Here is a 25,568-nt window from a genome sequence, read left to right on the forward strand (position 1 = left end):
AGCAATTTTTATTTCCAATATTTCCCATAGAGTAGCTCTAGTTTTTTCTTGGTTTCTTCTGGAATTAATTTAATGTTTGTCATGATTGAATTTTTTGCAGCAGAAAAAATTGGATTTTCTGTTTGTTTTGGTAAAGATTTATGAATTTCCAAAGCAATTTTTTTAGAGGCTTGTACATTTTTATTGAGCATTGCAATAACAGCTTCAACGGTAACTGGTTCTTCTTCTTCCTTCCAGCAATCGTAGTCAGTTACAAAAGCTAAAGTAGCATATGGAATTTCAGCTTCGCGTGCTAATATTGCTTCTGGCATTGCAGTCATGCCAATTATAACTGCTTCTTTGGAACGAAAGTAATGACTTTCCGCACGTGTACTAAAACGAGGACCTTCTATGCAAACTAATGATCCACCAAAATGGGTAGGAACTTTTTCAGCTAAACATGCTGCATGAATATATTTTTGCAATTCAGGGCAATAAGGATCAGCAAAACTAACATGCCCAACAACACCATTACCAAAAAATGTGCGTTGGCGAAGTCCTGTTGTTTGATCGAGTATTTGAGTTGGAATCACAGCAGTACCAGGAGCTGTTATTTCTTGAAGCCCTCCCACAGCACTAACACTAATAATATGCGTCACTCCAAGTTTTTTTAAGGCATAAATATTAGCACGGTAATTTACTTCACTTGGAAGAAAACGATGCCCTCTACCATGTCTAGGTAAAAAAGCGATAGGGCGTCCATCTATTTCACCTGTAATTATATTATCGGATGGTTTGCCAAAAGGAGTCTCAATTTCTTTTTCTTGGACATTTTCTATTCCAGGTAAGTCGTATAAACCGCTTCCTCCAATAAATGCCAAAAATGTGTTTTTTGTTTCAGACATGAAAACTCCTAATTAGAAATATGGGTTGAAAGAACTTCTGCAAATGCAAGATCCATTTCAGTAACACCCCATTTGGGTTGATGCGTACAGATCTCTACAGCTAATTCACTAAAATTATCAAGTCTAAAATTTGTATGGTGATCTGAAGTTTCTTGCAAGTCACATAAGTATTCAATTGCATTTAATGCTTGATGATAATTAGAAAATTTAAAATGTGTAATAATATATGGTCCACTTGTATTGGATTCTAAATACCATGTTATATTTTTATGATAAGTTGTTTTTAGTTTATGATTTAATTGTTCTACTGCAGTATGTAAGTCTGATATTAATGCTCTAGAAGAATTTTTAATTTTTTGAATTTCTTCTTTGGCAGAAACACACTCTTCAATATGTTTGTTAAAAAGCTCGTTGTCTAAAATTAATTTTTTAATATGGGGATCATTTATTAAGGCATTAAAATATTTGAATGATTTTGTATCTTTTTTTGGTAAAAATATTTCATTTCTTATTTTTTGGGCAATAAAAAAGTAACAATAAAAAGGTGCAAAGCTAATATCAACTGCATTTAATTGATTTCCACCAAAGAACACTAAATTTTTGGGTAATAATTTTTCTAAATTTTCATAAGCTAAATGAAGTTTATCTAATGCTTTGGTAAATTTAACTTTACTTTGACATGAAAAAAAACATGCCATTAAGTATCCTGTAACTTCGTTATTTACTCTTTCAATCAAATATTTATTCAATGCTTTTTCAGTGGAATTTTCCCCAAATATGGGATATTTAGATGCAAAGGTTTCATCTAAATATTCCATAATCACAAGACTTTCTGCCAGCCCTTGTTCAGAAGATATTTCTACGGTGGGCACTGTTTTATTAGGATTCAGCTTGTGAAATTTTTCTGGTGGGTTTTTTAACTCAATTTCATGGAAACTTACTTCGCTTGGAGAAATATTTTTAATTTGCGTTGTTAATTTAACACGAAAGCAAAAGGGACAAAACGGAATAGTATAAATATTCATTTCAATCTCCGTAATTATGAACAAGTAATGAAATTAATATGACATTTTTCTGGAACAAGGATCGGAAAAAAAATCCTCCCAACATCACAAGGTTAAAACCGATATGTACATAAATCATTTATTAGGACAATGCTATGCTCATAAAAACAATTGATTACATTATAATGTATGTTGGAGTTTTTATTGCCGTGATTGTCCAGGCTATCTTCTTATTATTACCAATAAATTTAAAAAACTGGGAAGATGACTATCTCTATGTTCTTACTTATATAGCTTTGCAAGGTATTTCTGCATGCTTTTTATTTATACTTGTCCCATTTTTTTTAGAGATTCGTTCTTTGCAGACCAATACATTATGTTTTGTAGTGATAGGTGTGTGTATAATAGCAGCACTTAGAGCTATAAAAATTATACCTTTGGAATTTACCTTTCCTTCCACATTGCCAGTTATATCTGTTCCAAAAATAGAATTTAGTGATTTTCACAATCAACAAAGATATTCAGACTTAGCGGACTTCTCATTTGAGGATGCGGATGGAGAGTTGCGCTACAATCAGTTTAGAGAGAGGTTGTTGAAAACAAGGGCAGAAGACAATGAGACAATTTTGGAAGAGCTTATTGGAATGGAAAACAACATGCTAGATTAATAAAAACATTGGATTGCCTCACCTTTAGAACTTGTCTTAAATTGTAGCTAACTTCTTCAGAAAATTTTAATTCTTTGACCTTAAAAGATGATTGCATTTTTTTTGGAATGTTTGTATCTATGCCCTTCACAGGAGCAAGAACCACTTTACAAGTTGTTCTTTCTGTGCTTATCCTACACATGATTTTTTTTTGTTTGTTTTTATTTTTGTTGCCTACACTGGAGGATTATACCGTGGCAAAGGAAAAATTTGAGCGTTCCAAGCCTCATATGAACATCGGTACCATTGGTCACGTTGACCACGGTAAGACCACTCTTACAGCTGCTATTTCTGCTGTTCTCGCTACAAGTCAAGGTAAAACTGCTACTAAATTTGATGAAATCGACAAAGCGCCAGAAGAAAAAGCTCGTGGTATTACCATTAACGCTTCCCACATTGAGTATGAAACTGCAAACCGTCACTATGCACACGTGGACTGTCCTGGTCACGCGGACTATGTAAAAAACATGATTACTGGTGCTGCGCAAATGGACGGTGCTATCCTTGTTTGTGCTGCGACAGATGGTCCAATGCCACAAACTCGTGAGCACATTTTGCTTGCTCGTCAGGTGAACGTTCCATACATCGTTGTATTCTTAAATAAATGCGACATTGCTGACCCTGAATTAACTGATCTTGTTGAAATGGAAATTCGTGAACTTTTAACTAAGTACAATTTCCCAGGTGACGACACTCCTGTAATTCGCGGTTCTGCTTTAGGCGCGCTTCAAAATCCAGGCGATGCTAATAATGCAAAATGCATTCTAGATCTTATGGCTGCTGTTGACTCCTTTATTCAAGAGCCACCACGTCCAATTGACAAACCATTCCTTATGCCAATTGAAGACGTGTTCTCAATTTCTGGTCGTGGTACAGTTTGTACTGGTCGTATTGAACAAGGTATTTGCCGTGTTGGTGAAGAGCTTGAAATCGTTGGAATCAAACCAACATCTAAGACTATTTGTACTGGTGTTGAAATGTTCCGTAAGGTTCTTGACCAAGGCCAAGCTGGTGACAACGTTGGTGTTCTTCTTCGTGGTACAAAACGTGAAGACGTTGAGCGCGGACAAGTTCTTTCTAAGCCAGGTTCTATCAAACCTTTCAAAAAGTTTACTGCGCAAATCTACGTTCTTAATAAGGACGAAGGTGGACGCCATAAACCTTTCTTCAAAGGTTACCGTCCTCAATTCTACTTCCGTACTACTGACGTGACTGGTGTTGTTGACTTGCCAGCAAACGTGGAAATGGTTGTTCCTGGTGATAACGTTGAAATCACTGTTGAACTCATTACTCCAGTAGCAATGGAACCAGGTCTACGCTTCGCTATCCGTGAAGGTGGACGTACAGTTGGTTCTGGTGCAGTTGGTAAATGCATTGAGTAATTTTTACTCTTAGCAGTTTAAATGCAAAAAACTCTCTAGTTTTTCTAGAGAGTTTTTTTTTGCTTACGTGAAGGTGGACGTACAGTTGGTTCTGGTGCAGTTGGTAAATGCATTGAGTAATTTTTACTCTTAGCAGTTTAAATGCAAAAAACTCTCTAGTTTTTCTAGAGAGTTTTTTTTTGCTTAAAATTTCGAATTATTTTTATATTTCAACTTTTATTTAAAAAATTAGATTCAATCCTTTTTTTATGTTAAAAAGCCCAAAGAAATTCAATAATTCTATCGAGGTGGCAACTTATGCAAGTAAATTTATGGAAATTGAAAAAACTACTTCACTCAGTGCGTTATTTTGCTCTTTGTTTTCTTTTTTTTCCTCCCTTCTTTTCTATTCCTGGATCATTTTGGCAAAATTGTTTTGCAGCTCCTGCACAAATAAAAACTCAAGTACCAGGCTACTTTCGTCTTGCAATTGGTGATTTTGAAGTAACTGCTTTATATGATGGAAATCTAAAACTAGAACACACACAAATTTTTAAAGGAGTAACAGCACCTGAGCTGAGAAAATTGTTAGAAAAAGTATTTATTACAGGTACAGAAGTAATCACTCCAATTAGTGCTTATTTAGTAAATACAGGTAGCAATTTAGTTTTAGTCGATGCAGGAGCTGCGAAGTGTTTTGGACCAGGTGGCGGAAATTTAATAGATAGCATTAAAGCAGCAGGTTACAGCCCTGACCAAATAGAAACTATTTATATCACGCATATGCATGGTGATCATGTTTGTGGCTTGACGAGTTCAGATGGGAAGATGAATTTTCCAAATGCCACTGTCAGTCCTTCACAGGCAGAAGCTGATTTTTGGTTAAATGAAAAAATGTATCAAACGGCTCCAGAAGAATTTAAGTCTTTTATTAAAATGGCTGTCGATGCAGTCAAAGTTTATCGGGAGAATAATAAATTTAAACCATTTGGTCCTAAAGATACATTGGTAAAAGGATTTACTGCTGTGCCAACTTATGGTCACACTCCGGGACATACAAGCTATCAAATTTCTTCTGGGAATGATTCATTAATTGTGATTGGAGATATCATTCATAGTTATTCTACCCAATTTCCCAATCCAAAAATAGGTGTTGTTTTTGATAACGATGGGAAAAAAGCTATTGCTCAAAGAGTTGGATTATTTACAAACGCAGCTAAAAATAAAATATGGTTAAGTGGAGCGCATTTGCCTTTTCCTGGGATAGGTCATATTCGTAAAGAAGGAAAAGGATTCGCTTGGGTTCCTGTGGAATATGCTCCTTATGGAGTCTCTAATTTTCGGAAATAAAAGTTTTTATAATGAAGAAAAATACTGAACAAGTTTCTACAAAATCTGTTAATTTAATAACACCTGCTGGATATAAAAAACTCACCGATGAATTTCATCTTCTAGCAAAAAAAGAACGTCCCATAGTAGTGCAAGAGGTATCTGCTGCTGCAAAATTAGGGGATCGTTCTGAAAATGCAGAATACCAATATGGTAAAAAACGTTTGCGTGAAATTGATAGACGGTTACGTTTCTTAGATAAACGTATATCTGCAGCAAGAGTTGTTGATCCAAAAGAACAAACGGGTGAAAAAGTTTTATTTGGTGCTACTGTAAAATTAGAAAACGCGGAAGGTAAATTGTTTACTTACCAAATTGTTGGGGAAGATGAGGCTGACTTAAATTTAAAAAAAATAAGTTGGAAATCCCCTTTAGGACAAGAGTTATTAAATAAAACAAGAGGTGAAATCGTTGTAGTGGAAGCTCCAGCAGGTGTGCGTGAATTTGAAATAATTGATTTTCAGTATGTATAGGTTTTTATTAGATGTAATAGATTTTTAGTTTGTTTTAGTTTTTTGAACCAGGGAGGGTAGGGTGAAAACACAAGATATTGAATATCGAGTGCAAGATGTCACATGTCGAGGTTATTTAGTTGAACCTAAAGCACAAGGGTTAAAACTACCTGGTGTTGTTATGTATACCGATTTTTGGGGATTAAACCCAAGACAAAAAAAAGTAGCCGAAAAACTTTCGCAAATGGGAATGGTGGTATTGGTTGCAGATATGTATGGTGAACAGCAAATTGGTAACACTTTTGAAGAGTCGGGTAAACTTATGCATGCTGTAGTTGACCATGAAGATATTTTTATGAGTCGTTTGCTTGCTCCTTTTGAGTTATTAAAGCGCAATTCAAATATCCATCTAAATAAATTATTTAGTATTGGTTATTGTTTTGGAGGTGTGTGCTCTTTAAAACTTGCACGCATGGTCGATGATTTACATGGTGCTATATCTGTGCATGGGTTATTATCTACTAAACATAGAGTTCAACCCCAGAAAAAAATGCCAAAACTTCTTGTTCTCCATGGAGCAAGAGATCCTATGGTGCCGCAAGAAGATATCGTTGCTTTTCAACACGAAATGAATGCCTGTAATGCTGATTATACTTTTATAGCACATGGACTAAGTACACATGCGTTTACTAATGCCGATGCCGCTGGTACAGAAGCAACTGCTTATAATTTTTTAGCCGATAAACGTTCTGATATGTATATTAAATCATTTATTTTCGAGCAGTTTTCTTCTTAATAATTCTTGAAATTTTTCACTTTCTTCTGAAAAAATCATAGTATTTAAAAAACCAGCCTGAAAATTTAAAACTCGACATTCAATATTTTTTAGTTCTATAGCAAACGTGACAGTAAAGAAAATTGGGTTATACAGTTTTTTCTGTCCATTACTCGTTCTTATTTCGTCAAGATAATACACCAAAGCAATATCATATAAGTTTGGACAAGACTTTTGGAGAAAAATATTACTATTTGTTGAGTTATAGCAATATTGGAGAGATTCCGTTGGGAAATCAAAAAAGTGATTAAAGTATTCAAATATATTTAGGTTAAGTATTTCACTAGCGTATTTTATAAAATTTATATCATTACAATTTGTAGAGGTTAAAAAGTGATTTTCAAACTGCTGAATTGTAGGAACTTTTTTTGCACCCACAGGAATATGAACTTTTCCAATATTTTCAAAACCTATCATGGCTTGAAAAGTACCATTAAAACGTTTTGAAACATGCCGTTCATTAAAAATAACATTAATTTTATGCCAATCTGTCAATGTTTTTTCAATATTTTTTGGTATATTAATTGTACGCCTTTTTTCCTCTTCAATTTGTTTTTCACTTAACTGTATACTTACTAAATTAGAAAAATAAGGAATTCTATTTGGAGATAACATTATTTTTTTATAGGTATGAATAATTATTAGACAAATTATTTTTTTACTTTGATAATGCGATATTGAACATTTTTTATTGTAAAAATTAACTAAAAAATCATAGATATTCTCTTTTCCTAAAAATGGGTCTAAATTGCATAATTTTTCTTCTTTTAATTCTGGGGTTAATGAATAAAAATGGATTAAAAAAATGATCCAAAAACTTTTTTCATAAATAATATCTAAATTATTTTTAATCTTATGAATAAGCTCACATTTTTTATTTATAAAAAAATTAAATATTGAAAGGTCTTTTGTATTTAAATGATTTATCTTCTTTATAGAATCACAAATAGTTAATTCTTCTTTAATATGATTTGCAATATTAATATAATTTTTATCTGCAATAAATTGAGTAAATTTAGCAGCCGAGTTTTCTAAAATTTTATAAAATGTTTGAGAATCTATAGAAGGTACAGTTTGTTCTTTTAATACTTCTTTATAAATTTTGATACTGTAAGATGTGTAATTATTTTTTCCTTTTTTCAGAAGTTTATCAAATGTTTCTTTAAATAAATCAAGTTCATTACCTATAAATTTCTTTAAACCAATCCGCGGATTGTATAAAATAATATTTATTTTTTGATATTGATTATAAAGAAAAACAGCATAAAAATTTTCGCTACTATTTTCTTGAAAAAAGTAAAATTTACTATATTTATTTTCTTGATTGAGACAAAGAATATCTTGGTCAATTATTGTTGTAAATTTATTTTTTTCATGATCATGTTCAAGAGAATGATCTATTTTAAAATCAGCAAATAAATGTCCGATAATAGAATTGTATTTTATGAAATTGTCTTCTTGATGAAGAAGGCATTGCTGAATATTATGCTTTGTTTCTTGGCATTTAATTAAAAAATTGATGTAATCTAAGCGTTTTTCTTCAAAAAATATTTTAAAACTAGAAAGTTCTCCATAAGTAAAATAATCTTCACGTACAAATTTTAAAAACAAACACACTAGTGCAAAAGAAGAGTTTTTTACTAATTCATCAACAATGCCTTTCGAATTTTTAATCGATTCAAGGGTAAGAATATGTTTCTTAATTAAATTTTTATTGATTCTAGGCATGCTTTGAAAAAAGACCATAAATATACAACCTCCATATTGTTATTTATTTCTTCTAAAATTTTTATATTTTTTGTAATTAAGCAAAAAATATAAATCATTTTTTTATATAGAAATTTTTTAAAAAAGAAATACGCAATAGGAAGAATTTTAAAAAAAATAATTTTTTGTTTTTTATGAGTTATTTTAATTTTTTACATTGGGGAATTTTTAATAGACATGGAGGTGCCGATCGGATTTGAACCGATGTATAAACGATTTGCAATCGTTTGCGTAGCCGCTCCGCCACAGCACCTTGAGTGCAAGACGTATATCCCTTCTGTAAAGGCTTTGCAAGTAGGGATGCTAAAATTTTTAGAGAGATTTTACTTCAGGCTTTAAGATAAACTGCTTACATATTCGAGCCATAAGTTATCAAGCTCATGAAATAAGGTTGGAAATTCATTGCCATAGAGGTCTCGGACAAATTCCATAGAAGAATTGGGGACGTTGAAGTGGGTATTTCCACTGCGAGTTTCCCTATCAAAGTAAATTTGGGAAGAAAATCTGTCACAAATATCCACTATAGCCAGCAAATGCCTATCAGTTGGCCAAGCTAATTGAAAGCGTTTACAAATGGTCTGTAGAATATCTTCTTCAATTTCTCTATGCAGCTTATCCACTTCTTTTTCTCTAATTTTTATTGGGTAAATGAGGTCACTTGAATAAGCTTCTGCGAGGTCATGCAAAGCCGCTGCATGGTACAATTGAATTCTTTGAGCTTCTGGGATGTTTAATTTTGCAGCTAGAAGCCTGCACAAAAAAACCACTTGAAAAGTATGCTCTCCAACACTTTCCTGAAAATGATAACTCCACCCTTTATAACGATAGTGCTCTTTTAGCTTTTCGACCATTCCTAAAAAAGTTCCCGAAAAACCAGATATACCATCTTCTTGTAATCCTTTATTGGCCTCATAAAATAACTCATCCAATAAGTCCACCGCTTTTTTCCATTCAAGTCTTCTTGCAGGTGCGTTCATGGTTTCCTGACAAGGATGCTTTTTAGCTAAGGACTGGCCTGCAAAAACTTGTTTGCGTTTTTCATCATAATGAGTTTTATGTCTTTCTGCTGCAAAGTATTGATTGCCAAGTAAACACTCTTTTTCTATATATAGTTTTGAAGCAAAAGCATCGACAAGTTCATGCAAGCCAAATAATTCACTATTGCGAGTTGTTTCTATGCCCAGTGACTGCTCTGTCTCTTGCCAAATTTTTCCACGGATTTGATTATATATTTCTTTTACCTTGGGATGATTTTTTCGCAAATGATAACTAGGATCACCAAGTAAAGTTTTTGGAAGTTCTGCAAAAATTGACAGCTCAATAAATTCACATTGTTCTTGTATTGTTAAGTTTAAATGGGGAGCTAGGATCATACTTAAAATAATTTGAGTGTAACCGTGTTCTGCTGCGGATTGTTTCTTTATGCAAATAGAGTCGGAAAATAAAGGTAACGAGCAGATAATTTTTAATTTTCCTAATTTGCTTGGTAATAATTTATCCATAAATAAAAACCTTGTTAGGATAGAGAGTAATCGTAGCCTTTTGCATAATCTAAGTAACGCATGGTGGTTGCAAATATTTTTTCAAACTCTTCGTCTGTTACTTTACGAACAACTTTTGCAGGAGAACCTAAAACCAAACTTCTGGGAGGAATTTTTACTCCTTGCGTGACAATGGCGCCCGCACCAACTATCGATTGCGCTCCAATAACCGCACCATCCATTACAATAGCACCCATTCCAATAAGGCATCCTTCTTCAATTGTACAACCATGGATTGTAGCCAAATGACCTATACTTACATTTTTGGCTATAGAAGTAGGATATTTTTGAAAGGTACAATGAATGATAGCTCCATCTTGGATATTTGTATTTTCTCCAACAAAAATAGTATGCACATCTCCACGGACAACCGCATTAAACCAAACGCTACAATTGTTTTCTAACGTAACAGCACCAGAAATCCTTGCACCACAAGCTAGAAAAACTGAATCCGCAATTTTCGGAAGAATGCCTTGATATGCAGTAATACTTGCCAATGGACTTCTATTTTTTTGTTTTCCTTTGGTTTGCGTCATAAAAAACCCTTTGTTTATTTCGTTTTAAAAGTTTTAACCGATCTTTTTTGGGTGACATTTTTATTCTTAGTTTATTGGAAAATAGAAAAAACAATGAAACCGTTACAACTTGCAAGACAGCATTTTTTTTTCCAAATATCCATAGGAATTATTTTTGTTTTTTATCTATTTGTTCCTTTAAAAGCAATAGGTCAAAATAATTCAAGTTTAAAAAAATCTGAGCCAATCTATCAAAATCCGTTTGATCTGGCTAGCGGCGGAGCTTCGCTAACCCGTGCAACTCAAGAAGGGGTGATGTTTTCCAATCCAAGTTTACCTGCATTTGGGGAAGGGCATTTTCGTTGGATTTTTTTGCGCAGTACTTTTAGCGTTGCTGAGGGAACAATTAAAACTGGCGCAGATCTGCTAAAATCAACAAGTAGTGCAGGTTCAACATCAAGCTTAATTAACAATGCAGCAAGCGATTTATTTAAGTATCCAAATTATATCGGTTTAAGTAACGCAGCAGGGGTGATAACTTCTGAATTTGGAATAGCTGGTTTTGCTGCAAATAAATTATTTACCAACGGAAAGCGGTTTGGGACAGTTGGTGTACCGCAATTAGTGGTTCAAGATAATGGTTTTGCTGGTGTTGCAACAACCATGAGCACTGCATTTGGTGATCACCTCGCAATTGGGATAGGGCCAAAATATATTTACAATGCAGAAGTAAACACAACTCTTTCTGTGAACGATGTCTTAAATCCATCTACTGCTTCTACAAAATTAAGTAACGCTTTATTAACAGGAAATGCTTTAGCAACAGATATAGGTTTTACTCTTCAACAACGTACAAAAAACTTTGACATTCGGTTGGCAGGTGTTGTCGCCGATGTAGGAAATACAACATTTAATAGTGGCCTTCCACCTTGGTTGCAAACATATAACGCAGGTTTGGGTTTTGCCGTGCATGACTTTACCAATGCTCTTCATTGTGCAGTTGATTATCGCGACATTACTAATGTTTATGGTGAAGATTTGCCTAAAAAAATATATATGGGCTGCAAAGCTTTGATTACCAGAATATTCGGAGTGGGCGTTGGGTATTTGCAGGGTTGGCCAAGTTACGGATTCGTTTTAAATTTATTTTTATTTCGTTTAGAAGCAGGGGTTTACACAAGAGATATAGCTAATCAATCTGGGTTAGTTGGACAAAAAGTGTACTTTGTTTCTTTAGGTTTTGAACTATGAAACAAAAAATTATTTTTGTTACAATATTTTGTTTTTCTGTAAATTTAGTTGGTTGTTCAGGCAATATTTTAGCCCGATATTCCACACAAAAAAGTTTACAGGAACAAGCAGAATACGACATGCAAAATGGCGACTACACAGCAGCACAAACAAAATTACAAACAATTTTAGCTGGTGATCCGTTAAATTATACTGCTGTTTCTATGTTAGCAGCTTGTTACGCAGCAATTGGTGGAGTTATTTTAGTTGATATTTTAATTAAATCAGCCGTACAATCAACAAGTGGAAACAATTCAAATAGTAATTCTATTAGTTTAGCTTCTTCCGTATTACCAACACCAACTCCAACTGTATTTGCTCAAATGGTGCTTGCTATTAACACTATGAAAACAATTCCACAAACTAGTTTAACTAGTGAAATGTCTTTTCAACAGCAAATGTTTTTAGACTTATATTTACTTTTGCAAATTCTTGATTTGATTAATATACTTCGTGCTGGCGGTACTTTAACAAATGCGCAAATAACTCTTTTATTCAATACAATTGGCAATATAAATTCTGTTTCGGGAAGCAATAATAATCAAGTCAGTCAAGCCGTAAATAATATTACAAATGGAATTAATAACTCCCCAGGAGCAAATCAAAATCAACAAGTTGCAAACTACTTAACCCCTTTTATCTAAAAAAATATTTTAAAACTAATTATTATCTATAAATTTTGTAATTCAATATTTTAAAAAATTGCATAAAAATAATTCATAATTAATATTTGTATATTTAAAATATTAATTTTATTAATTTAAAATACATTTTTAAAAAATTTTTATCTTATTAAAAAATTAAATTTAAGTTAAAAATAAAATATTAAAATTATTAAGATAACAGACTGAAATGGAAACCAAATTAATAAACTATTATTTTTTTAGATATTAAAATTAAAAATTATGATAAAATATGTAAAATTAATTATAATTTATATGCATTTTTTTTGACAAATTAATTTCATTTCGCTTATACATACAAAATTGCAAATATACGCATCCGTTACTTTGCAATTACAGCAATTTATATCTTTTGCTTTAAGTATTTTGTTTTTTTTAGGAGAAAAATACATGACAGTTCAAAAAACTTTAAAACTCACTGCACTTGGCTTGGGTATGGCAAGCATTGCATTAACGGGATGTAAAGGTAAAGATGGTGGTAATGGTGTTGATGGGAAGAACGGCACTATTATTCCAAGCACAAATAATGATACAAAAATAACAACTCCAGATGGTAAAGAAGTTCCACATTTTATTATTGGTTTTGATGGAACAGTTAAGGATAAAGACGGAAATGTATACCAAGCTAAGTATAAAGTTGGTCGTAATACACAACCTGAAATAAGAATTTTAGGCCCAGGTCTTCCTTCAAACAGCTGTGTTCCCTTTGAAGTAGTTGTTAAAGACTTGAATAGTAAAGAAATTGTTTTAAATAATGCGGCTGCTTTTTATGACGAAGATGGAAACTCAATAAATAAAAAAATACATTATAAATTAGATGGCGAGTCACAAAAAATTGCAATTATCAAAGGCAGTACAATTTGTGTACTTAAAAAAGAAGAACTAAACAAACTTCATTCTGTTCATAATAACAATAAAGATAATGCAGATAATGCAGACTTTAGAGATATTAATACATTTAAAGCAGCTATAGTTGGTGATAAAATTAAATTGGTTGTTGAAGGAGTTTTTGACAAAACTACAGAAGCTGAAATTAAAATTATTGATCCTGAAATCAATATTGTAGGAATTGAAGGCAACAAGCACTATATTCCAATTCCGGCCGGCACTCAATCTGGTGCATTTAGAATTTTTGGTAAAAAAGCAACTAGAGATTATACAACACATGAACAACGTACTGGTGTTAGTTTTAATAGTGCTACAACTATAGATAAAAATTCAGTTGAATCCATAGCATTGTATGATAAACATTCTGGAAAAGAAATTCCTGAAGCTCTAGTAGCGGATCAAAAAAATCACACTTGGAGAATTGATTCTTCAAAAATTCCACATGACTATATTAAAGATCCAAGTTTATTAACTTTTATTGAACATGAAATCAGACTAAAATTGATTGATGGAACAACTACTCTTCGTATTCCTGTTTACATTAAAATTGAAAAAGCAATTCCGGTTGAATATAGAGTAACACAATTAAACACTAACGTGTTTGGTAAACAATCCTTTCATGTAGAGTTAAGATATTCAAATAGCAAAGAATTTGTGAATATTGCTGATCTACCTGCAAGTGAGCGCAAATATCTTAAATTAAAATTTGATATAAAGAAAAATTTAGAAGCTAATATTGATAGTTCAGTGAAAATTTCATCAACTTTAAATAGTGTTGTAAATGCTGTATATAATGGTACTTCTATTTCAAATTATGAAGATCTAGACGCAGAGGCGTTAGCTAAATTGTCTAAGTTAGATAAAAGTGAACGTGCATTCTGGATCAATACCCAAAATGCTCCTGCGTATCAAGAAACAACAAATAAATATCATTTGATTATACAACCTGAGTACACTAGAAACTTGAATGAAAATCAATTGACTAAAGAAGAAATTGAAAATCTTCCAGCAAATAAAAGATTGAACTATACTTGCGGTACAAAATCTTTAGCTCCTTTTTTAACTGAACAAGACTATAATAAGAATAAAGACAAAATTACCAATTATCAGCTAGCACTTACTCAATATAATGAAGCAAAAAATGGTTTTGAAAAAGATAAAGCAAAAATAGGAAATAGTGCTGATTACACTGCTTATTTAACTTCAAAAAATGCTATTACTGATGTTGAGTTTAATAGAATTAAAGCTCTTACAGCACCAGCTGTTGTTACTCTTGCTGCAGATGGCTCTAACCAAGCTGCTTTCGATCAATATACTCGAGAAAATAACGAATATAATCAAGAAAAATCAAAAATAGGTAATAGTGCTGATTACACTGCTTATTTAACTTCAAAAACAGCTATAAATTCTGCTGAGTTCATTAGAATAAAAGCTCTCACAGCACCAACTTTAGATAATTTAAATAAACCTGAAAATTTTGAGGCTGACAAAGCTTTGTATGGAGCTAACTATAACGAATATAAAGCTAACTTTGAAGCGCAACGTGATAGTTTAAATAAAGCATACAATGAAAGCTGTACTGTAAAATTTGATGGTAATAACAACATAGTTGCTATTGATAAAACTATTAAAGGTGCAAATGCTAACGGTCAAATTATACGTCACTTTGTAATTTCTCCATTCAAATTGGTTCTTGAAACTAAACCATATTTTTATAGTATTGATGAAAAAGATTATACATTACCAAAACTAACAAAAAACACTAATGATAGTTGGACGCCTGATTTGTTTGTTGGAGCTGATTCAAAAAATGCTAATGAACGCTACAAATATGGTTGTGTTAAATTAGTGTCTGAATTTAAAGTTTTTAGACATAAAGAAGTAAAAGGTAAATTAGAAAAAGAGCTTGTTGATGGAAAGCATGAAACTTTACTAGTAAATAATTTTGTTCTTTCTGAGCATACTAATCTAAAGACTGATACAAATAGAATTGATCCAAAGATAGTTAATATTAATGGAAAAACATCTACAACCCTTAGACAAAATAATATTTACTGCCCTTCTGAGACAGAAGCGTTAGGTGCTAAAAAATTAGTTGCTGAATTCCAGGACTTAAAGTCTAACGAAGTCGCTTTAAATGTAATTGATGTTAGAATGCCAATTTTAACTATGCTCTTTGAAAATGGCCAAAATAAACATACATTTGCTAACAACAGTGAAGTAAGTATTTTGCCATTCTATAAATGGAGTAGTGGTAAATTTGAAAAAGCTCAATTAAATTATGCTAAAATTCAGGGCAAGTTTACATATACACATGCTGATGAGGGGAATACAGCTTCTTATTACTTCTTAGTTGATAACAACTCAGCATCTACTCAACAGACTGATACATTTAGAAAGTTAATGTTAAATAGAGCTGATATGGCTTCTTCTAACTTAAATCAAAAAGCTTCAGTAGATGTTGCTGTTGCAAGCTCTGCGGCTTTAAATTTTGATTTAACAAATGATGCTGCAACCTTCAATCATATTATCAAATATGAAAGCTACTTTAATTCAGTTCCAAATCAAACTAAAATTGATTTAGTAGGCAGTAAATTAGAAGCATTTAGCGTAGATCAAGGTGTAAGTGAGCACTATCATAACTATGATACTATCCAAACTCTTGGACAAAATAATTAATATTTAAGCAATAGCTTCCAACCCAACACTCCTAATTGGGTTGGATTGTATTTTATACATTTATAAAGAGTATTTTTTATTTTCTTGCCTCTGTTTTTAAATTTATATATTAAAATTTTATAAAAATTAGTAATTTTAACAATTTAAATGTTAATGTTTAAAAAAAAATAAAAAATGATTAAATTTATAGCAAGTGCTTACTGTTTTAAAAATTTCCATACAATTTTATATTTTTTATAAATTCAATAATTAAATTCATTTAAAACTATAACAAAATTTAATATAAAATAGTTAAAAATATTTATAATTATTTATATTTAAATTAATTATATAGTTTATCCATTATTATAATGGAAATTTAAATCATAAAATTTAAGAAAAAAGTAAAAAGTACAAATTTTACTGAACTAGTTCAAAAATACCTGTGTATTTTAGTAATTTAAAATTTAGATATTATTAATAAAAAATTAAAATATTAATACTTATAAGATTACAAATAAAATAAATTTTCTATTTAATTATAATTTATGTACTTTAGTAAAATTTAAAAATATAGAAAAAAAATCTTTTAGCTAACCAATTTTATGTTTTTTCATTCCCATAAAAAAAATTAACTAATTAATTTTATTAAATTTTTAAAAATATAATGAAGTTTTAAGTTATGTTTTGAATTTTGTATTTTTTGACAATTTGAAAAAATATGATCTATAGTTTGCCGAATTGCATAGATTACCAATTCGTGAACTTGCAATGATGTTTTCGTTAACGTTCTTTTTTTTTTATTCTGGAGAAAAGTATGTATAAAAAATCAGTAAAACTTACTGCAATTGGTTTAGGTCTTGTATCTTTTGCTTTAGTTTCTTGCAAAAGTAAAACTAATGATAATAAAAATAATGAATCTGCTAAGCCAAATGCTGCCTCTGAAAATAAGCAACAACCACGTCCTATCAATAACCTTAAAGTAGTCTTTAATGGTAAAATTCCGTTAGGTGGTTGTACTTCCTATGCAATTACATCAGTTGATGACAAAGGTAATGTTACTGACATTACTAATCACGCTCAACATTCAAGCTCTAATGTTTCAATTGCTTTAGACAAAGAATCACAAAATAAATTCACTTTGAATGAACATTTAAATCAAATTTGTGCTGTAAAAGAAAATGAAGATAATAATTTATTGGCAATAGCTTCTTATAATCCAACAAGAAAAATAGCTGCTAAAGCAGGAGATAAAGCAGTTGTTTCTGTTTTAAATCATAGTTATTCACAGCAAGCTAGTGTAGAGGTTGATCAAAAAGCTGAAATAATTGCATTTAATGTTACAAAATATGATTCTAGTAAAGTTGCAGATAGTAAATATCCAGGTGTATTAGTAAGCGAATTAAATGAAATGAATAAACTGTCTGATCCAAATAATCCAACTCAAAAATTAAAGCAAGAAATTTCTTTTGCAGCTTCTAAAGGTGAGTTTTCGGATGAATTTGTAATTGCATTTGCAAATTCTAATCAATTAAAATCTGAAAAAGCTGAATACCTAAGTGATGTTAAGATAATTAAAGCTTTTATTGATAATAAAGAAGTTAAAATAGAATCTAGAATAGATGATAAAGCAAAAGTAACTGTTTTTAAAGTAGCAATTCCTGCTAAATTGTCAGAAAATGTAAAATTAAAATTAGTATTAAATGAAAAACTTAATAAAACTATTGAATTGACTCAAAAAAGAAAAGTAAAAGCAGTATCTTTACTTGACGGCAAGATTAATGGCAATGTTCTTTATTCTTCAGATAAACTAGATGTACTTCCTGCTAACTTATTCACTGCATCAACAAATGTTCAATTTGAGTTTTTTGATGGCGAAAAAATTAATGTTACTGCTAATTATGACAAAAACAGAAAATTAAACCTAGGATCAATATTAAATACTGAATTTACTTCTTCACAGAGCAGCATAAATGGTTTCAGTTTATCTGACAATACAGAAGGCGCGCTAGCATTTAATAACTTATTACAAATTAATCTTACTGGTATTACTACTGAATTTGAACCTAAAAAAGTTGCTTTAGAGTTAAGCGAAAGCTCAAATAATAATAACCCAATAGGCGAACTGAAGTTCTATGTTGGTAATAAACCAACTGTAGAAATTGAATCTCCAGATTTTAGATATAATAAAACAGGTCCTAAATTAGTTAGTGGACAACAAGTTTTACCTATTGACGGAAATACAAATTGTGCTTACTTGATGTCTTTTAACTTTAAATTAGCTGATATTTCTAAACCACTAAATAATTTTAAAGATGCTCTTGAAATTGTTAGTGTTGATAATAGTTTAGATGTTAAATCAGATAATAATGAATACAAAGTTTGTGCAAGTAAAGAAGCAACACCGCGTAAAGCATCAGGACAAGAAAATGTTCACTTTGTAACAATTCGTTCAAAATTTGATCCATCTATTCAATCTAAATTTGGTTTTAAAATTGGTGAGTTGAAAACGATAGATAAAGCTGCATTAGTTGATAACAATTCTAATATCGTTGAAGAAATTAGATTAAAAGCATCTGATAAAGCTAGTTCAAATAGTTATAGATTTGCAATTTACGATGCAAAATATCAATTAACAAGTGAATCTATCACTGATTCTGAAGTGCAAACAGCATTATCACAAGGTCTTTCTAAAAATTTGGAAAATAAAGTTTTAGTGACAGTAAATAATGGTAAAATTCAATTTACTGTCGCAGAAAATGCATTTGGCAGCAGCTATAAAGGTGATTCTATTATTGGACACATCACTTTACCTGAAAAAATTGCTAATAAAGATATTGTAGTAAGTAGTAAAGACGAAAGTAAAGATAAGGATATTAGAACTAAAATTTCTTTTATTATTTCTAAATAAGTATTTTCTACAACTTTAGCAAATATTTTATAAAGTAATCCCTAGATTTTTATCTAGGGATTTTTTAATTATCGTGTATTAAAAATATATTTTAGTTTAAATAAAGAAATGGATATTATCTAGGAAACATTTTAATCAAAGTTTGAATTTTGAAATACCTTTAAAAAAATTATAACTTTATATTCTAATATTTTAAAGTAAATAATGTAGAGAAACTATGTATTCTTTAGTTTCTCTATTTCAGAAATGGGTAGATCTATTATTTTACTAATCATTTCAATTGAAAAATCATTTGCTAAAAGGTTTAAAACAATTTCTTTATTTCGATTATTAATTCCTTTAACAAAACCTAATTGCTCTCCCTCATTTTTTCCATTTTGAAAACCTTTAGTAAAACCCTCTTCCCTAGCTCCATCCATATCGGTGTTGTAATCTAGCTCATATTTTCTTCTGGCTTCGTACTTAGCCCTAGCAATGGGATCTTGGCTGATATATTCAAGTGTACTAAATGCTTTTTCAATTTCAGGTGTTTGCATAGCCATGACGGTCTCCTTTGAAGCACCTTTAAAAAAGTTATAACTTTATATTCTAATATTTTAAAGCAAGTAATTTAGAGAAACTAACTATTCTTTAGTTTCTCTATTTCAGAAATGGGTAGATCTGTTATTTTACTGATCATTTCAATTGAAAAATCATTTGCTAAAAGGTTTAAAACAATTTCTTTATTTCTTTTGTACTCACCAATCTGAACTCCTTCAGTTTTTCCTTTAGTAAAACCTAGTTGCTCTCCCTCATTTTTCCCATTTTGAAAACCTTTTGTAAAACCAATCTTTACTCCCTCTTCCCTAGCTCCATCCATATCGGTGTTGTAGTCCAGTTCATATTTCCTTCTAGCTTCGTATTTAGCTCTAGCAATGGGATCTTGGCTGATATATTCAAGAGTAGAAAAAGCTTTTTCAATTTCAGGTGTTTGCATAGCCATGATGGTCTCCTTTGAAGCACCTTTAAAAAAGTGCATCCATTTATCGAGTTCATTATAATACTTATCTGGGATTTTGGGAACTTCTAAAAAGTAAAGTTGGAAATCTTGGGAAAAAACTTTTCTTGTTTCGGTATCTAACGGTTTAATTTTTGTCATAAAATAATCTTTATCTTTAAAAAAATTAAAGTTTAAAATATGAATACAGATAGCTGGCTTTAAAGTTTTATATTTTTTTCCACTAGTTAATTGTTGTTCATAAAGTTTGGCCCAGTAGTATAAACAACGTTTTTCATACTCATAGGTATTTTGCACTTGAATTTCAATATTCACAAAACTTTCATTATTAAGTTTTGCTAATACATCTAGCCTAGTTTCCTTATCGTCTTCTTGATCTTTATTTATTTCAGTATTTAGGTAAGTTAAGGAAATAATTTTTTCATCTTCTGGATAATTTAACACACTATTTAAAAAGTGGATTAAAACATCTTCTTTCTCCCCAAAAATGCGTTTAAAGACATAATCATTTTTAATATCAAGCAATTCGAATTCCATTAGGACTCCTTTCAAGTAAAAGGAAAAGGAGCATAAATTAAAAAAAATGGAATGTGTGGTAATGACCAGAAACTGAACAATGTTGATAAAAAACTGGCCAAAAAAGATTTATTTTGGAATGTAAATTATTTTATTTAGTTAAAAATTTTAGATTTTAAATGTTTATATTATTGCATTTTTAAAAGTGACAACTTCAAATGGGGCAGGATCAGTGATTAAAATTTTCTTTTAAGTATATTATTTCATTAAATTTACATTTTTAAGAAAATTTCACTATTTTTACTTAATATTGCATAATATTTAATATCAATTAAATATAATAAATACAAGCAGACAAATTAAATTTTTTAACCACTAATAATATTAATATTTTAAAGGTACTAAATACACATTTAATTTAGATGAATATTTATCTACATAAATTTTTAGATCAATATTATTTGACGAACCTGTTTCTAAATATCCTATTTGGGAATAATCTAATGAAATATTTTCTGATGAACGATTAATTATACTATAACTATTTGCTTTGAATTTTTCTAAACATTTTTTTGGTAATTCAACTTGAAAGTCTACATCAGAAAATTCATCATAACTACTATGTTGATCAAAGTAACTAAAATTATTTATTGCAACTTGTTCAACGGTAAAATTTCCTAACCTCTTAACTGATTTTATATTAAATTTTTCGCCGTTAGAGCTTCCTTGTTTAGAAATAGAAGAACTTTTAAAATATCTATATGGATCATTTAAAAAAATGTAATTAGAATAATTATTTAAATTTTTATAATAAGAAATTGCATTTGGATTTATTTTCAATTTTTCATTGTTTTTTTCTGTTGTGACTTGATCTTTTTTACAAGCTGGACCACGAAGTCCAGAATACATATGATAACAACTTCTAATATCAGTTGTACGTTCTAAATACTTACTATCAAACGTAACATTTTGTTTAACGATTGATAAATAGCTGCCACTAGAAATTTCTGTTCCAGCACCACCTGCACATGAAAAATTTTCATAATTACTATTTGGTATTACATCATAGGAACGCTTGTTATTGATAAATATTTTTGATTTATTCCCACCTTTATACTTTACATCATCATAAAAACAAACAGCATAAGCATTATAATTGGTTGTAGTATCTATTGGAATAGAATGGTAGCTAGTTGTGCCTACAAAATAATCAGTATTTGTGAATTCAAGCTTAGTGACCCCTGGCATTCTAGACCATTGATCACAAGGATTACTCAATGTAAAATTATCGTTTTTAGCTAAGCTGTCTACTCTTCTTTCAAGTAATTCATAGTTCATAGTTAAAGTTTCAAGTTTTGTTTTTAATTCATTAAAAACGGAATCGCGCCCGACAACTCTAAATGCGTTTAAATTATGCAAACCATTTTGCAACAAAGTAACTTGTTTTTTTAGGTTTGTAATATCTTCAGTACAAGTAGCATTATTGTCTGTCGCTGTTGCTTGGGATATTACAGCGAGTGAGCTTAGATAAGTTAATATTTTTCCATATTTTTTCATAATAAGTACCTTACTTAGTTTTAATAATTAATTATTTTTTGCTTCAAGTTCTTGCAGTTTTTTTTCAAGATTTTTATATTTAAAATGAAGAATTCTAATTTTATCTTTTAAATCTTCAATTTCCATAGATCGTGTATTTTGTTTTTTGCGATCTTTATGGAGTAAGTCACTGGCAGTAACATACTCTGACTGTAGTCTATAAACATCATCTTCCAATTGGTTTAATTGGTAAATAATGTCTTGTTCTTCAGCATAAATTGGCATTACCACACTTGCAGCCAAAGAAATAAAAATAATTTTTAATAATTTCATTTATAATATTACCTTAATATATAAAGTTTAAAAAAAATCAAAATTTCAAGTATCAATTTATATAAATTTTGTCAATTTTAAAATTTAAAAATAAATTTTGACTAAATTAAATAATAATAATAAATAAACAACACTGTGCATTGATAGTGTGCAAATTTAATTTTGTAATCTTATTTTATAGGTGAGTAATTCTTTATGTACTTAAAATATTTCCCACTTTTAGCAATGTGTTGTTTTCAAGTATCAATTTCAATTCATGCGCAAGGTACGGAGCAGACATTCAAAAGAAGCAAACGAAGCGTTGTATGGAATTTACCTGATCAGTTTTTTAAAACCCTTACTATGAATAATCAATCTTTATGTTTAACAAAAACAGATACTAACAATTTTGAATGTTTTAGTTTATATGCAAATCAATTAAAATTGCCTCCAGAGCAACAAAAAAATATTGGAAAGTTTAAAAAAGTAACTGTGGGGGAAAGACATGTTTGTGGATTAGGAGCAGAAGATAATTCAACTTACTGTTGGGGTAGTAATGAAAATGGTCAGCTTGCAACAGGTGGTACTGAAAATTTATCACAACCTACAAAAGTTTTTACTAGCACTAACTTCACACATTTTGCATTAGGTTTTAATAATACTTTTGCCTTAGATGACTCTGGAAAAATTTGGGGCTGGGGTAGCAATAAATTTGGCCAACTTGGCTACTTTAATTATGATTTAAACGCCTATTACCCCTATCAAATTAGCAATGATGACGATAAATATTTTTTAATTACAGCTGGAGACGACTTTTTTTGTAGTATTTCAGAAGATGGAGCTGATAGTTTTGGGAAATATGGAAAAATATATTGTTTAGGGAAAGGTTACTCGCAAGTTGAAACCGACGAAACTTTACTAGAAGCAGCAAACGAATTTATAAAATTAAGTAATAATAATTACTATTCCATAAGTTCTTCAATGTATCACACATGTGCCATAAATAAACAAAGAAAAATTGAGTGTTGGGGTGAAAATAAGTATGGACAAGTAGGTTTAAATCCTTTAAGTAATGCATATGTCCTAAGACCATTATTAGTTACTCACCCAACAGACAACGAATTTAATAATAGCCAATTTAAAAGTATAGTAACAACCCCAAATGCAACTTGCGGAACAACAGATACAAATAAAACCTATTGTTTTGGCGATAATACTTTTGGCCAGCTTGGCTATAAATTAGGGAATGAAGCTATAAAAGAAGAAAATGGTTTTCGTTATTCTATTCAATATTTTCCAAAGAAATTGGATAAAAATTCAGATATCATAAATAAAAGTTATGTAAGTTTAGCAGGAAATTCCAGAACATTATGTGGACTAACTCAACAGCAAGAATTAGAATGTTGGGGCTTTACAGAAAAAAATTACTTTAAAGAAATTAGTTTAGGTGATGATTTTTACTGTGGATTAAGCTTAAAAGGCACTCGCGCACTTTGTGGAAGTGCTAAAAAAAGTAATGATAATCATTTAACCCATCCTTGGAATACAACAGTTCAGTTTCCTTGGGTAAGCAAAGAAGAATTCATACAAGTAAGTTCTGGTGAATTTGCAGTATGTGGAATAACTGGGGAAAATGCAAATAATACTTACTGTGCATTTAATAAAAAAACTCCATTTTTTGCAGATAAATTTAAATTTAAAAAAGTAAATTTACCCAATTCAAGTCTAAAAATAGCTGTAGGGGATAGTCATGTTTGCGCTATTCAAAAAAGTAATGGACAAATTTATTGCTCAGGAAATAATGCATTTGGACAATTAGGAATAGGGTCATTTCGCTCTACAAAATATGCAGCAGATTTTAAACCAATTATAAATCCATTAAAAATTCAATTTAAAGATCTCTCATTAAGTGGCAGAACAACGTGTGGATTGTCAGTGACAAATGAAGTTTATTGCTTTGGCTCTAATGAATTTGGTGAGATGGGATCTACCTTAATAGCTTCTATGTCTAAAACAACACTTCATAAAATAAAAGACTTAAAATTAAAAACTATTGTCGCAGGAAATAAACATTTTTGTGGTGTAACATTAGATGAAACAGTTAATAAAAATAAATTATACTGCTGGGGAGACAACTCTTTTGGTCAAGTAGGAAAACAAAATATTGTAGACCCTTATCAAAATAACAGTATCCATTTACCTTATGAAGTACCTAATACTCAGAATGTAGTTAGTGTTACAACAAGTGAGCACACAACCTGTTTCTTAAATAAAAACAATGAAACCTATTGTTTTGGCAAAGACTTGGAAAATGTCCTTGAAGAAAGATCATTAGCGTTCTTAAACCACATGCCATATCAAGTGCAAAAAAATAATTCTTACACTTCAATTTCTTTAGGAAAGAAAATGGCGTGCGGTATTTTAAAAACAGATAAAACAATAAATTGTTGGGGTATGAAAAATTAATTATTAATAAAATAAATTAATTTTAAATTTTCTTAATTTTGTAGTTATTGAATAGAAGTTATATTTTATAAAATGCTTTATTTTTATATATTTAATTCATTATTTAAGCTTTTTATAAGCGAATTATTTTACTCATTTTTTAAAGGCAATATATAAAAAATTAATGCTAATCAGTCGAATATTTTTAAGATTAGATATCTATATTCTTTGCAAAAATTTCTATAAATATCTATTTTTATAAATTAATCACGTGGTTTAAGAAGAAAAGTTCGTATTCTGGAATAACTAACCGATTTTTTCTCTACACTAGTTTGTGGATAATTATTGCAAGGATGTATTTTCGGATAAGGATTATCACTATGTTCTAGAGATAAGATGAAATTCGAATGAAATTTATCAACAATCTTACAATTACGATCACTTGTTTCTGAATCTTTAGACTCTATTTTAATTGTGCAATATATATCATTTATATCTAAGTATGTAACTTCCTTACTAACCTTATATACTCCAAATGAATTACAAGGATTAGGAATTCTTTTCGTGCCTACAGTTATATAATCAGCGTCATTTGAAGGATGGTTTTGAACTTTGCTAAGTAAGTTTTGATAGTTTTGACTTAATGCCTCTACCTTTATTTTAAGTTCGTTAATAGTAGCTAGCTGTGCTTTGTCTTTCCCACTTACCATAAATCCTGTTAAATTTTTAACAGAAGTATCTAAAAGTTTAACTTGGTTTTTTAGAAAATTGACATCAGCTGTGCAAGTTTCTTGTGTATTTGCTATTGCAGTACTTGTTACCGTAACTGCTAGTAGGGTTGCAAAGCCTTTTTTTATTATTTGCATAATGAACTCCT

Annotated in this window: 20 protein-coding genes and 1 tRNA gene; 10 read left to right on the forward strand and 11 right to left on the reverse strand. The window is 30.3% G+C overall.

Features of this window, described 5'->3' with window-relative positions; translation table 11 throughout:
* Nucleotides 1-8: 8 nt before the first annotated feature.
* Nucleotides 9-884 carry an S-methyl-5'-thioadenosine phosphorylase gene (gene mtnP / locus GOY08_RS01560; protein WP_158996805.1) on the reverse strand — a complete coding sequence of 292 codons (876 nt, stop codon included), beginning with the start codon at nt 882-884 and terminating at the stop codon, nt 9-11.
* 8 nt (nt 885-892) lie between these two features.
* Complete coding sequence (locus GOY08_RS01565; RefSeq protein WP_158996806.1) at nt 893-1,909, reverse strand: glutathione S-transferase N-terminal domain-containing protein; 1,017 nt, start codon at nt 1,907-1,909, stop codon at nt 893-895.
* Nucleotides 1,910-2,043: 134 nt separating this feature from the next.
* Between GOY08_RS01565 and GOY08_RS01570 the strand changes: the two genes are divergently transcribed.
* From GOY08_RS01570 to GOY08_RS01590, 5 genes are all read left to right on the forward strand, one after another.
* Nucleotides 2,044-2,556, forward strand: a complete 513-nt coding sequence (locus tag GOY08_RS01570; protein ID WP_158996807.1) for a hypothetical protein — start codon at nt 2,044-2,046, stop codon at nt 2,554-2,556.
* A 233-nt stretch (nt 2,557-2,789) separates the two neighbouring features.
* A complete protein-coding gene (gene tuf, locus GOY08_RS01575; RefSeq protein WP_158998049.1) occupies nt 2,790-3,977 on the forward strand; it encodes an elongation factor Tu in 1,188 nt (395 codons plus the stop codon).
* Nucleotides 3,978-4,274: 297 nt separating this feature from the next.
* Complete coding sequence (locus tag GOY08_RS01580) at nt 4,275-5,306, forward strand: MBL fold metallo-hydrolase (RefSeq protein WP_158996808.1); 1,032 nt, start codon at nt 4,275-4,277, stop codon at nt 5,304-5,306.
* A gap of 11 nt (nt 5,307-5,317) precedes the next feature.
* Nucleotides 5,318-5,818 carry a transcription elongation factor GreB gene (gene greB / locus GOY08_RS01585; protein ID WP_158996809.1) on the forward strand — a complete coding sequence of 167 codons (501 nt, stop codon included), beginning with the start codon at nt 5,318-5,320 and terminating at the stop codon, nt 5,816-5,818.
* A gap of 61 nt (nt 5,819-5,879) precedes the next feature.
* On the forward strand, nt 5,880-6,593 hold the full coding sequence (locus GOY08_RS01590) for a dienelactone hydrolase family protein (protein ID WP_158996810.1): 714 nt from the start codon (nt 5,880-5,882) through the stop codon (nt 6,591-6,593).
* Here the strand turns inward: GOY08_RS01590 and GOY08_RS01595 are convergent.
* The 4 genes from GOY08_RS01595 to GOY08_RS01610 form a co-directional block, all read right to left on the reverse strand.
* On the reverse strand, nt 6,564-8,378 hold the full coding sequence (locus GOY08_RS01595) for a hypothetical protein (RefSeq protein ID WP_158996811.1): 1,815 nt from the start codon (nt 8,376-8,378) through the stop codon (nt 6,564-6,566). The genes GOY08_RS01590 and GOY08_RS01595 overlap by 30 nt on opposite strands.
* A 199-nt stretch (nt 8,379-8,577) precedes the next feature.
* Nucleotides 8,578-8,652 (reverse strand) — tRNA-Cys (locus GOY08_RS01600).
* Nucleotides 8,653-8,734: 82 nt separating this feature from the next.
* Nucleotides 8,735-9,901: an HD domain-containing protein gene (locus GOY08_RS01605; protein WP_158996812.1), complete on the reverse strand. Its 1,167-nt coding sequence runs from the start codon at nt 9,899-9,901 to the stop codon at nt 8,735-8,737.
* A gap of 14 nt (nt 9,902-9,915) precedes the next feature.
* The gene (locus GOY08_RS01610) at nt 9,916-10,476 is read right to left on the reverse strand and encodes a gamma carbonic anhydrase family protein (protein ID WP_158996813.1); all 561 of its coding nucleotides are present in this window, start codon (nt 10,474-10,476) and stop codon (nt 9,916-9,918) included.
* A 93-nt stretch (nt 10,477-10,569) separates the two neighbouring features.
* Here GOY08_RS01610 and GOY08_RS01615 point away from each other — a divergent pair, with 93 nt between their 5' ends.
* The 4 genes from GOY08_RS01615 (at nt 10,570) to GOY08_RS01630 (ending at nt 18,885) form a co-directional block, all read left to right on the forward strand.
* Nucleotides 10,570-11,706 carry a hypothetical protein gene (locus GOY08_RS01615; protein WP_158996814.1) on the forward strand — a complete coding sequence of 379 codons (1,137 nt, stop codon included), beginning with the start codon at nt 10,570-10,572 and terminating at the stop codon, nt 11,704-11,706.
* Nucleotides 11,703-12,389 carry a bacterial transcriptional activator domain-containing protein gene (locus GOY08_RS01620; protein ID WP_158996815.1) on the forward strand — a complete coding sequence of 229 codons (687 nt, stop codon included), beginning with the start codon at nt 11,703-11,705 and terminating at the stop codon, nt 12,387-12,389. The genes GOY08_RS01615 and GOY08_RS01620 overlap by 4 nt, the downstream gene beginning before the upstream one ends.
* A gap of 429 nt (nt 12,390-12,818) precedes the next feature.
* Nucleotides 12,819-15,995 carry a hypothetical protein gene (locus GOY08_RS01625; protein ID WP_158996816.1) on the forward strand — a complete coding sequence of 1,059 codons (3,177 nt, stop codon included), beginning with the start codon at nt 12,819-12,821 and terminating at the stop codon, nt 15,993-15,995.
* A gap of 796 nt (nt 15,996-16,791) precedes the next feature.
* Nucleotides 16,792-18,885: a hypothetical protein gene (locus GOY08_RS01630; RefSeq protein ID WP_158996817.1), complete on the forward strand. Its 2,094-nt coding sequence runs from the start codon at nt 16,792-16,794 to the stop codon at nt 18,883-18,885.
* A gap of 215 nt (nt 18,886-19,100) precedes the next feature.
* On the opposite strand, the gene GOY08_RS01635 is transcribed toward GOY08_RS01630, so the two are convergent.
* The 4 genes from GOY08_RS01635 to GOY08_RS01650 all read right to left on the reverse strand — a co-directional run bounded on the left by GOY08_RS01635 (nt 19,101) and on the right by GOY08_RS01650 (nt 22,267).
* On the reverse strand, nt 19,101-19,427 hold the full coding sequence (locus tag GOY08_RS01635; RefSeq protein WP_158996818.1) for a hypothetical protein: 327 nt from the start codon (nt 19,425-19,427) through the stop codon (nt 19,101-19,103).
* A 77-nt stretch (nt 19,428-19,504) separates the two neighbouring features.
* On the reverse strand, nt 19,505-20,419 hold the full coding sequence (locus GOY08_RS01640) for an Rpn family recombination-promoting nuclease/putative transposase (protein ID WP_158996819.1): 915 nt from the start codon (nt 20,417-20,419) through the stop codon (nt 19,505-19,507).
* Nucleotides 20,420-20,782: 363 nt separating this feature from the next.
* Nucleotides 20,783-21,955: a hypothetical protein gene (locus GOY08_RS01645; protein WP_158996820.1), complete on the reverse strand. Its 1,173-nt coding sequence runs from the start codon at nt 21,953-21,955 to the stop codon at nt 20,783-20,785.
* 27 nt (nt 21,956-21,982) lie between these two features.
* Nucleotides 21,983-22,267 (reverse strand): hypothetical protein, encoded by a 285-nt coding sequence (locus tag GOY08_RS01650; RefSeq protein WP_158996821.1) that lies wholly within the window; start codon nt 22,265-22,267, stop codon nt 21,983-21,985.
* 195 nt (nt 22,268-22,462) lie between these two features.
* Between GOY08_RS01650 and GOY08_RS01655 the strand changes: the two genes are divergently transcribed.
* Nucleotides 22,463-24,712, forward strand: a complete 2,250-nt coding sequence (locus GOY08_RS01655; RefSeq protein WP_158996822.1) for an RCC1 domain-containing protein — start codon at nt 22,463-22,465, stop codon at nt 24,710-24,712.
* A gap of 242 nt (nt 24,713-24,954) precedes the next feature.
* Here GOY08_RS01655 and GOY08_RS01660 read toward each other — a convergent pair whose 3' ends face one another.
* A complete protein-coding gene (locus tag GOY08_RS01660; protein WP_158996823.1) occupies nt 24,955-25,557 on the reverse strand; it encodes a hypothetical protein in 603 nt (200 codons plus the stop codon).
* Nucleotides 25,558-25,568: the final 11 nt, after the last annotated feature.

The organism is Pigmentibacter ruber, assembly GCF_009792895.1.
GTDB lineage: Bacteria > Bdellovibrionota_B > Oligoflexia > Silvanigrellales > Silvanigrellaceae > Silvanigrella > Silvanigrella rubra.

Bases quoted from the DNA above. Each gene is read 5' to 3' on its own strand.
- GOY08_RS01580 (WP_158996808.1), top strand. From the start codon at position 4,275: ATGCAAGTAAATTTATGGAAATTGAAAAAACTACTTCACTCAGTGCGT.
- mtnP (WP_158996805.1), bottom strand. From the start codon at position 884: ATGTCTGAAACAAAAAACACATTTTTGGCATTTATTGGAGGAAGCGGT.
- GOY08_RS01635 (WP_158996818.1), bottom strand. From the start codon at position 19,427: ATGGCTATGCAAACACCTGAAATTGAAAAAGCATTTAGTACACTTGAA.
- GOY08_RS01645 (WP_158996820.1), bottom strand. From the start codon at position 21,955: ATGAAAAAATATGGAAAAATATTAACTTATCTAAGCTCACTCGCTGTA.
- GOY08_RS01565 (WP_158996806.1), bottom strand. From the start codon at position 1,909: ATGAATATTTATACTATTCCGTTTTGTCCCTTTTGCTTTCGTGTTAAA.
- GOY08_RS01630 (WP_158996817.1), top strand. From the start codon at position 16,792: ATGTATAAAAAATCAGTAAAACTTACTGCAATTGGTTTAGGTCTTGTA.
- GOY08_RS01620 (WP_158996815.1), top strand. From the start codon at position 11,703: ATGAAACAAAAAATTATTTTTGTTACAATATTTTGTTTTTCTGTAAAT.
- GOY08_RS01660 (WP_158996823.1), bottom strand. From the start codon at position 25,557: ATGCAAATAATAAAAAAAGGCTTTGCAACCCTACTAGCAGTTACGGTA.
- GOY08_RS01595 (WP_158996811.1), bottom strand. From the start codon at position 8,378: ATGGTCTTTTTTCAAAGCATGCCTAGAATCAATAAAAATTTAATTAAG.
- GOY08_RS01570 (WP_158996807.1), top strand. From the start codon at position 2,044: ATGCTCATAAAAACAATTGATTACATTATAATGTATGTTGGAGTTTTT.
- greB (WP_158996809.1), top strand. From the start codon at position 5,318: ATGAAGAAAAATACTGAACAAGTTTCTACAAAATCTGTTAATTTAATA.
- GOY08_RS01640 (WP_158996819.1), bottom strand. From the start codon at position 20,419: ATGGAATTCGAATTGCTTGATATTAAAAATGATTATGTCTTTAAACGC.
- GOY08_RS01615 (WP_158996814.1), top strand. From the start codon at position 10,570: ATGAAACCGTTACAACTTGCAAGACAGCATTTTTTTTTCCAAATATCC.
- GOY08_RS01650 (WP_158996821.1), bottom strand. From the start codon at position 22,267: ATGAAATTATTAAAAATTATTTTTATTTCTTTGGCTGCAAGTGTGGTA.
- GOY08_RS01610 (WP_158996813.1), bottom strand. From the start codon at position 10,476: ATGACGCAAACCAAAGGAAAACAAAAAAATAGAAGTCCATTGGCAAGT.
- GOY08_RS01655 (WP_158996822.1), top strand. From the start codon at position 22,463: ATGTACTTAAAATATTTCCCACTTTTAGCAATGTGTTGTTTTCAAGTA.
- GOY08_RS01625 (WP_158996816.1), top strand. From the start codon at position 12,819: ATGACAGTTCAAAAAACTTTAAAACTCACTGCACTTGGCTTGGGTATG.
- GOY08_RS01605 (WP_158996812.1), bottom strand. From the start codon at position 9,901: ATGGATAAATTATTACCAAGCAAATTAGGAAAATTAAAAATTATCTGC.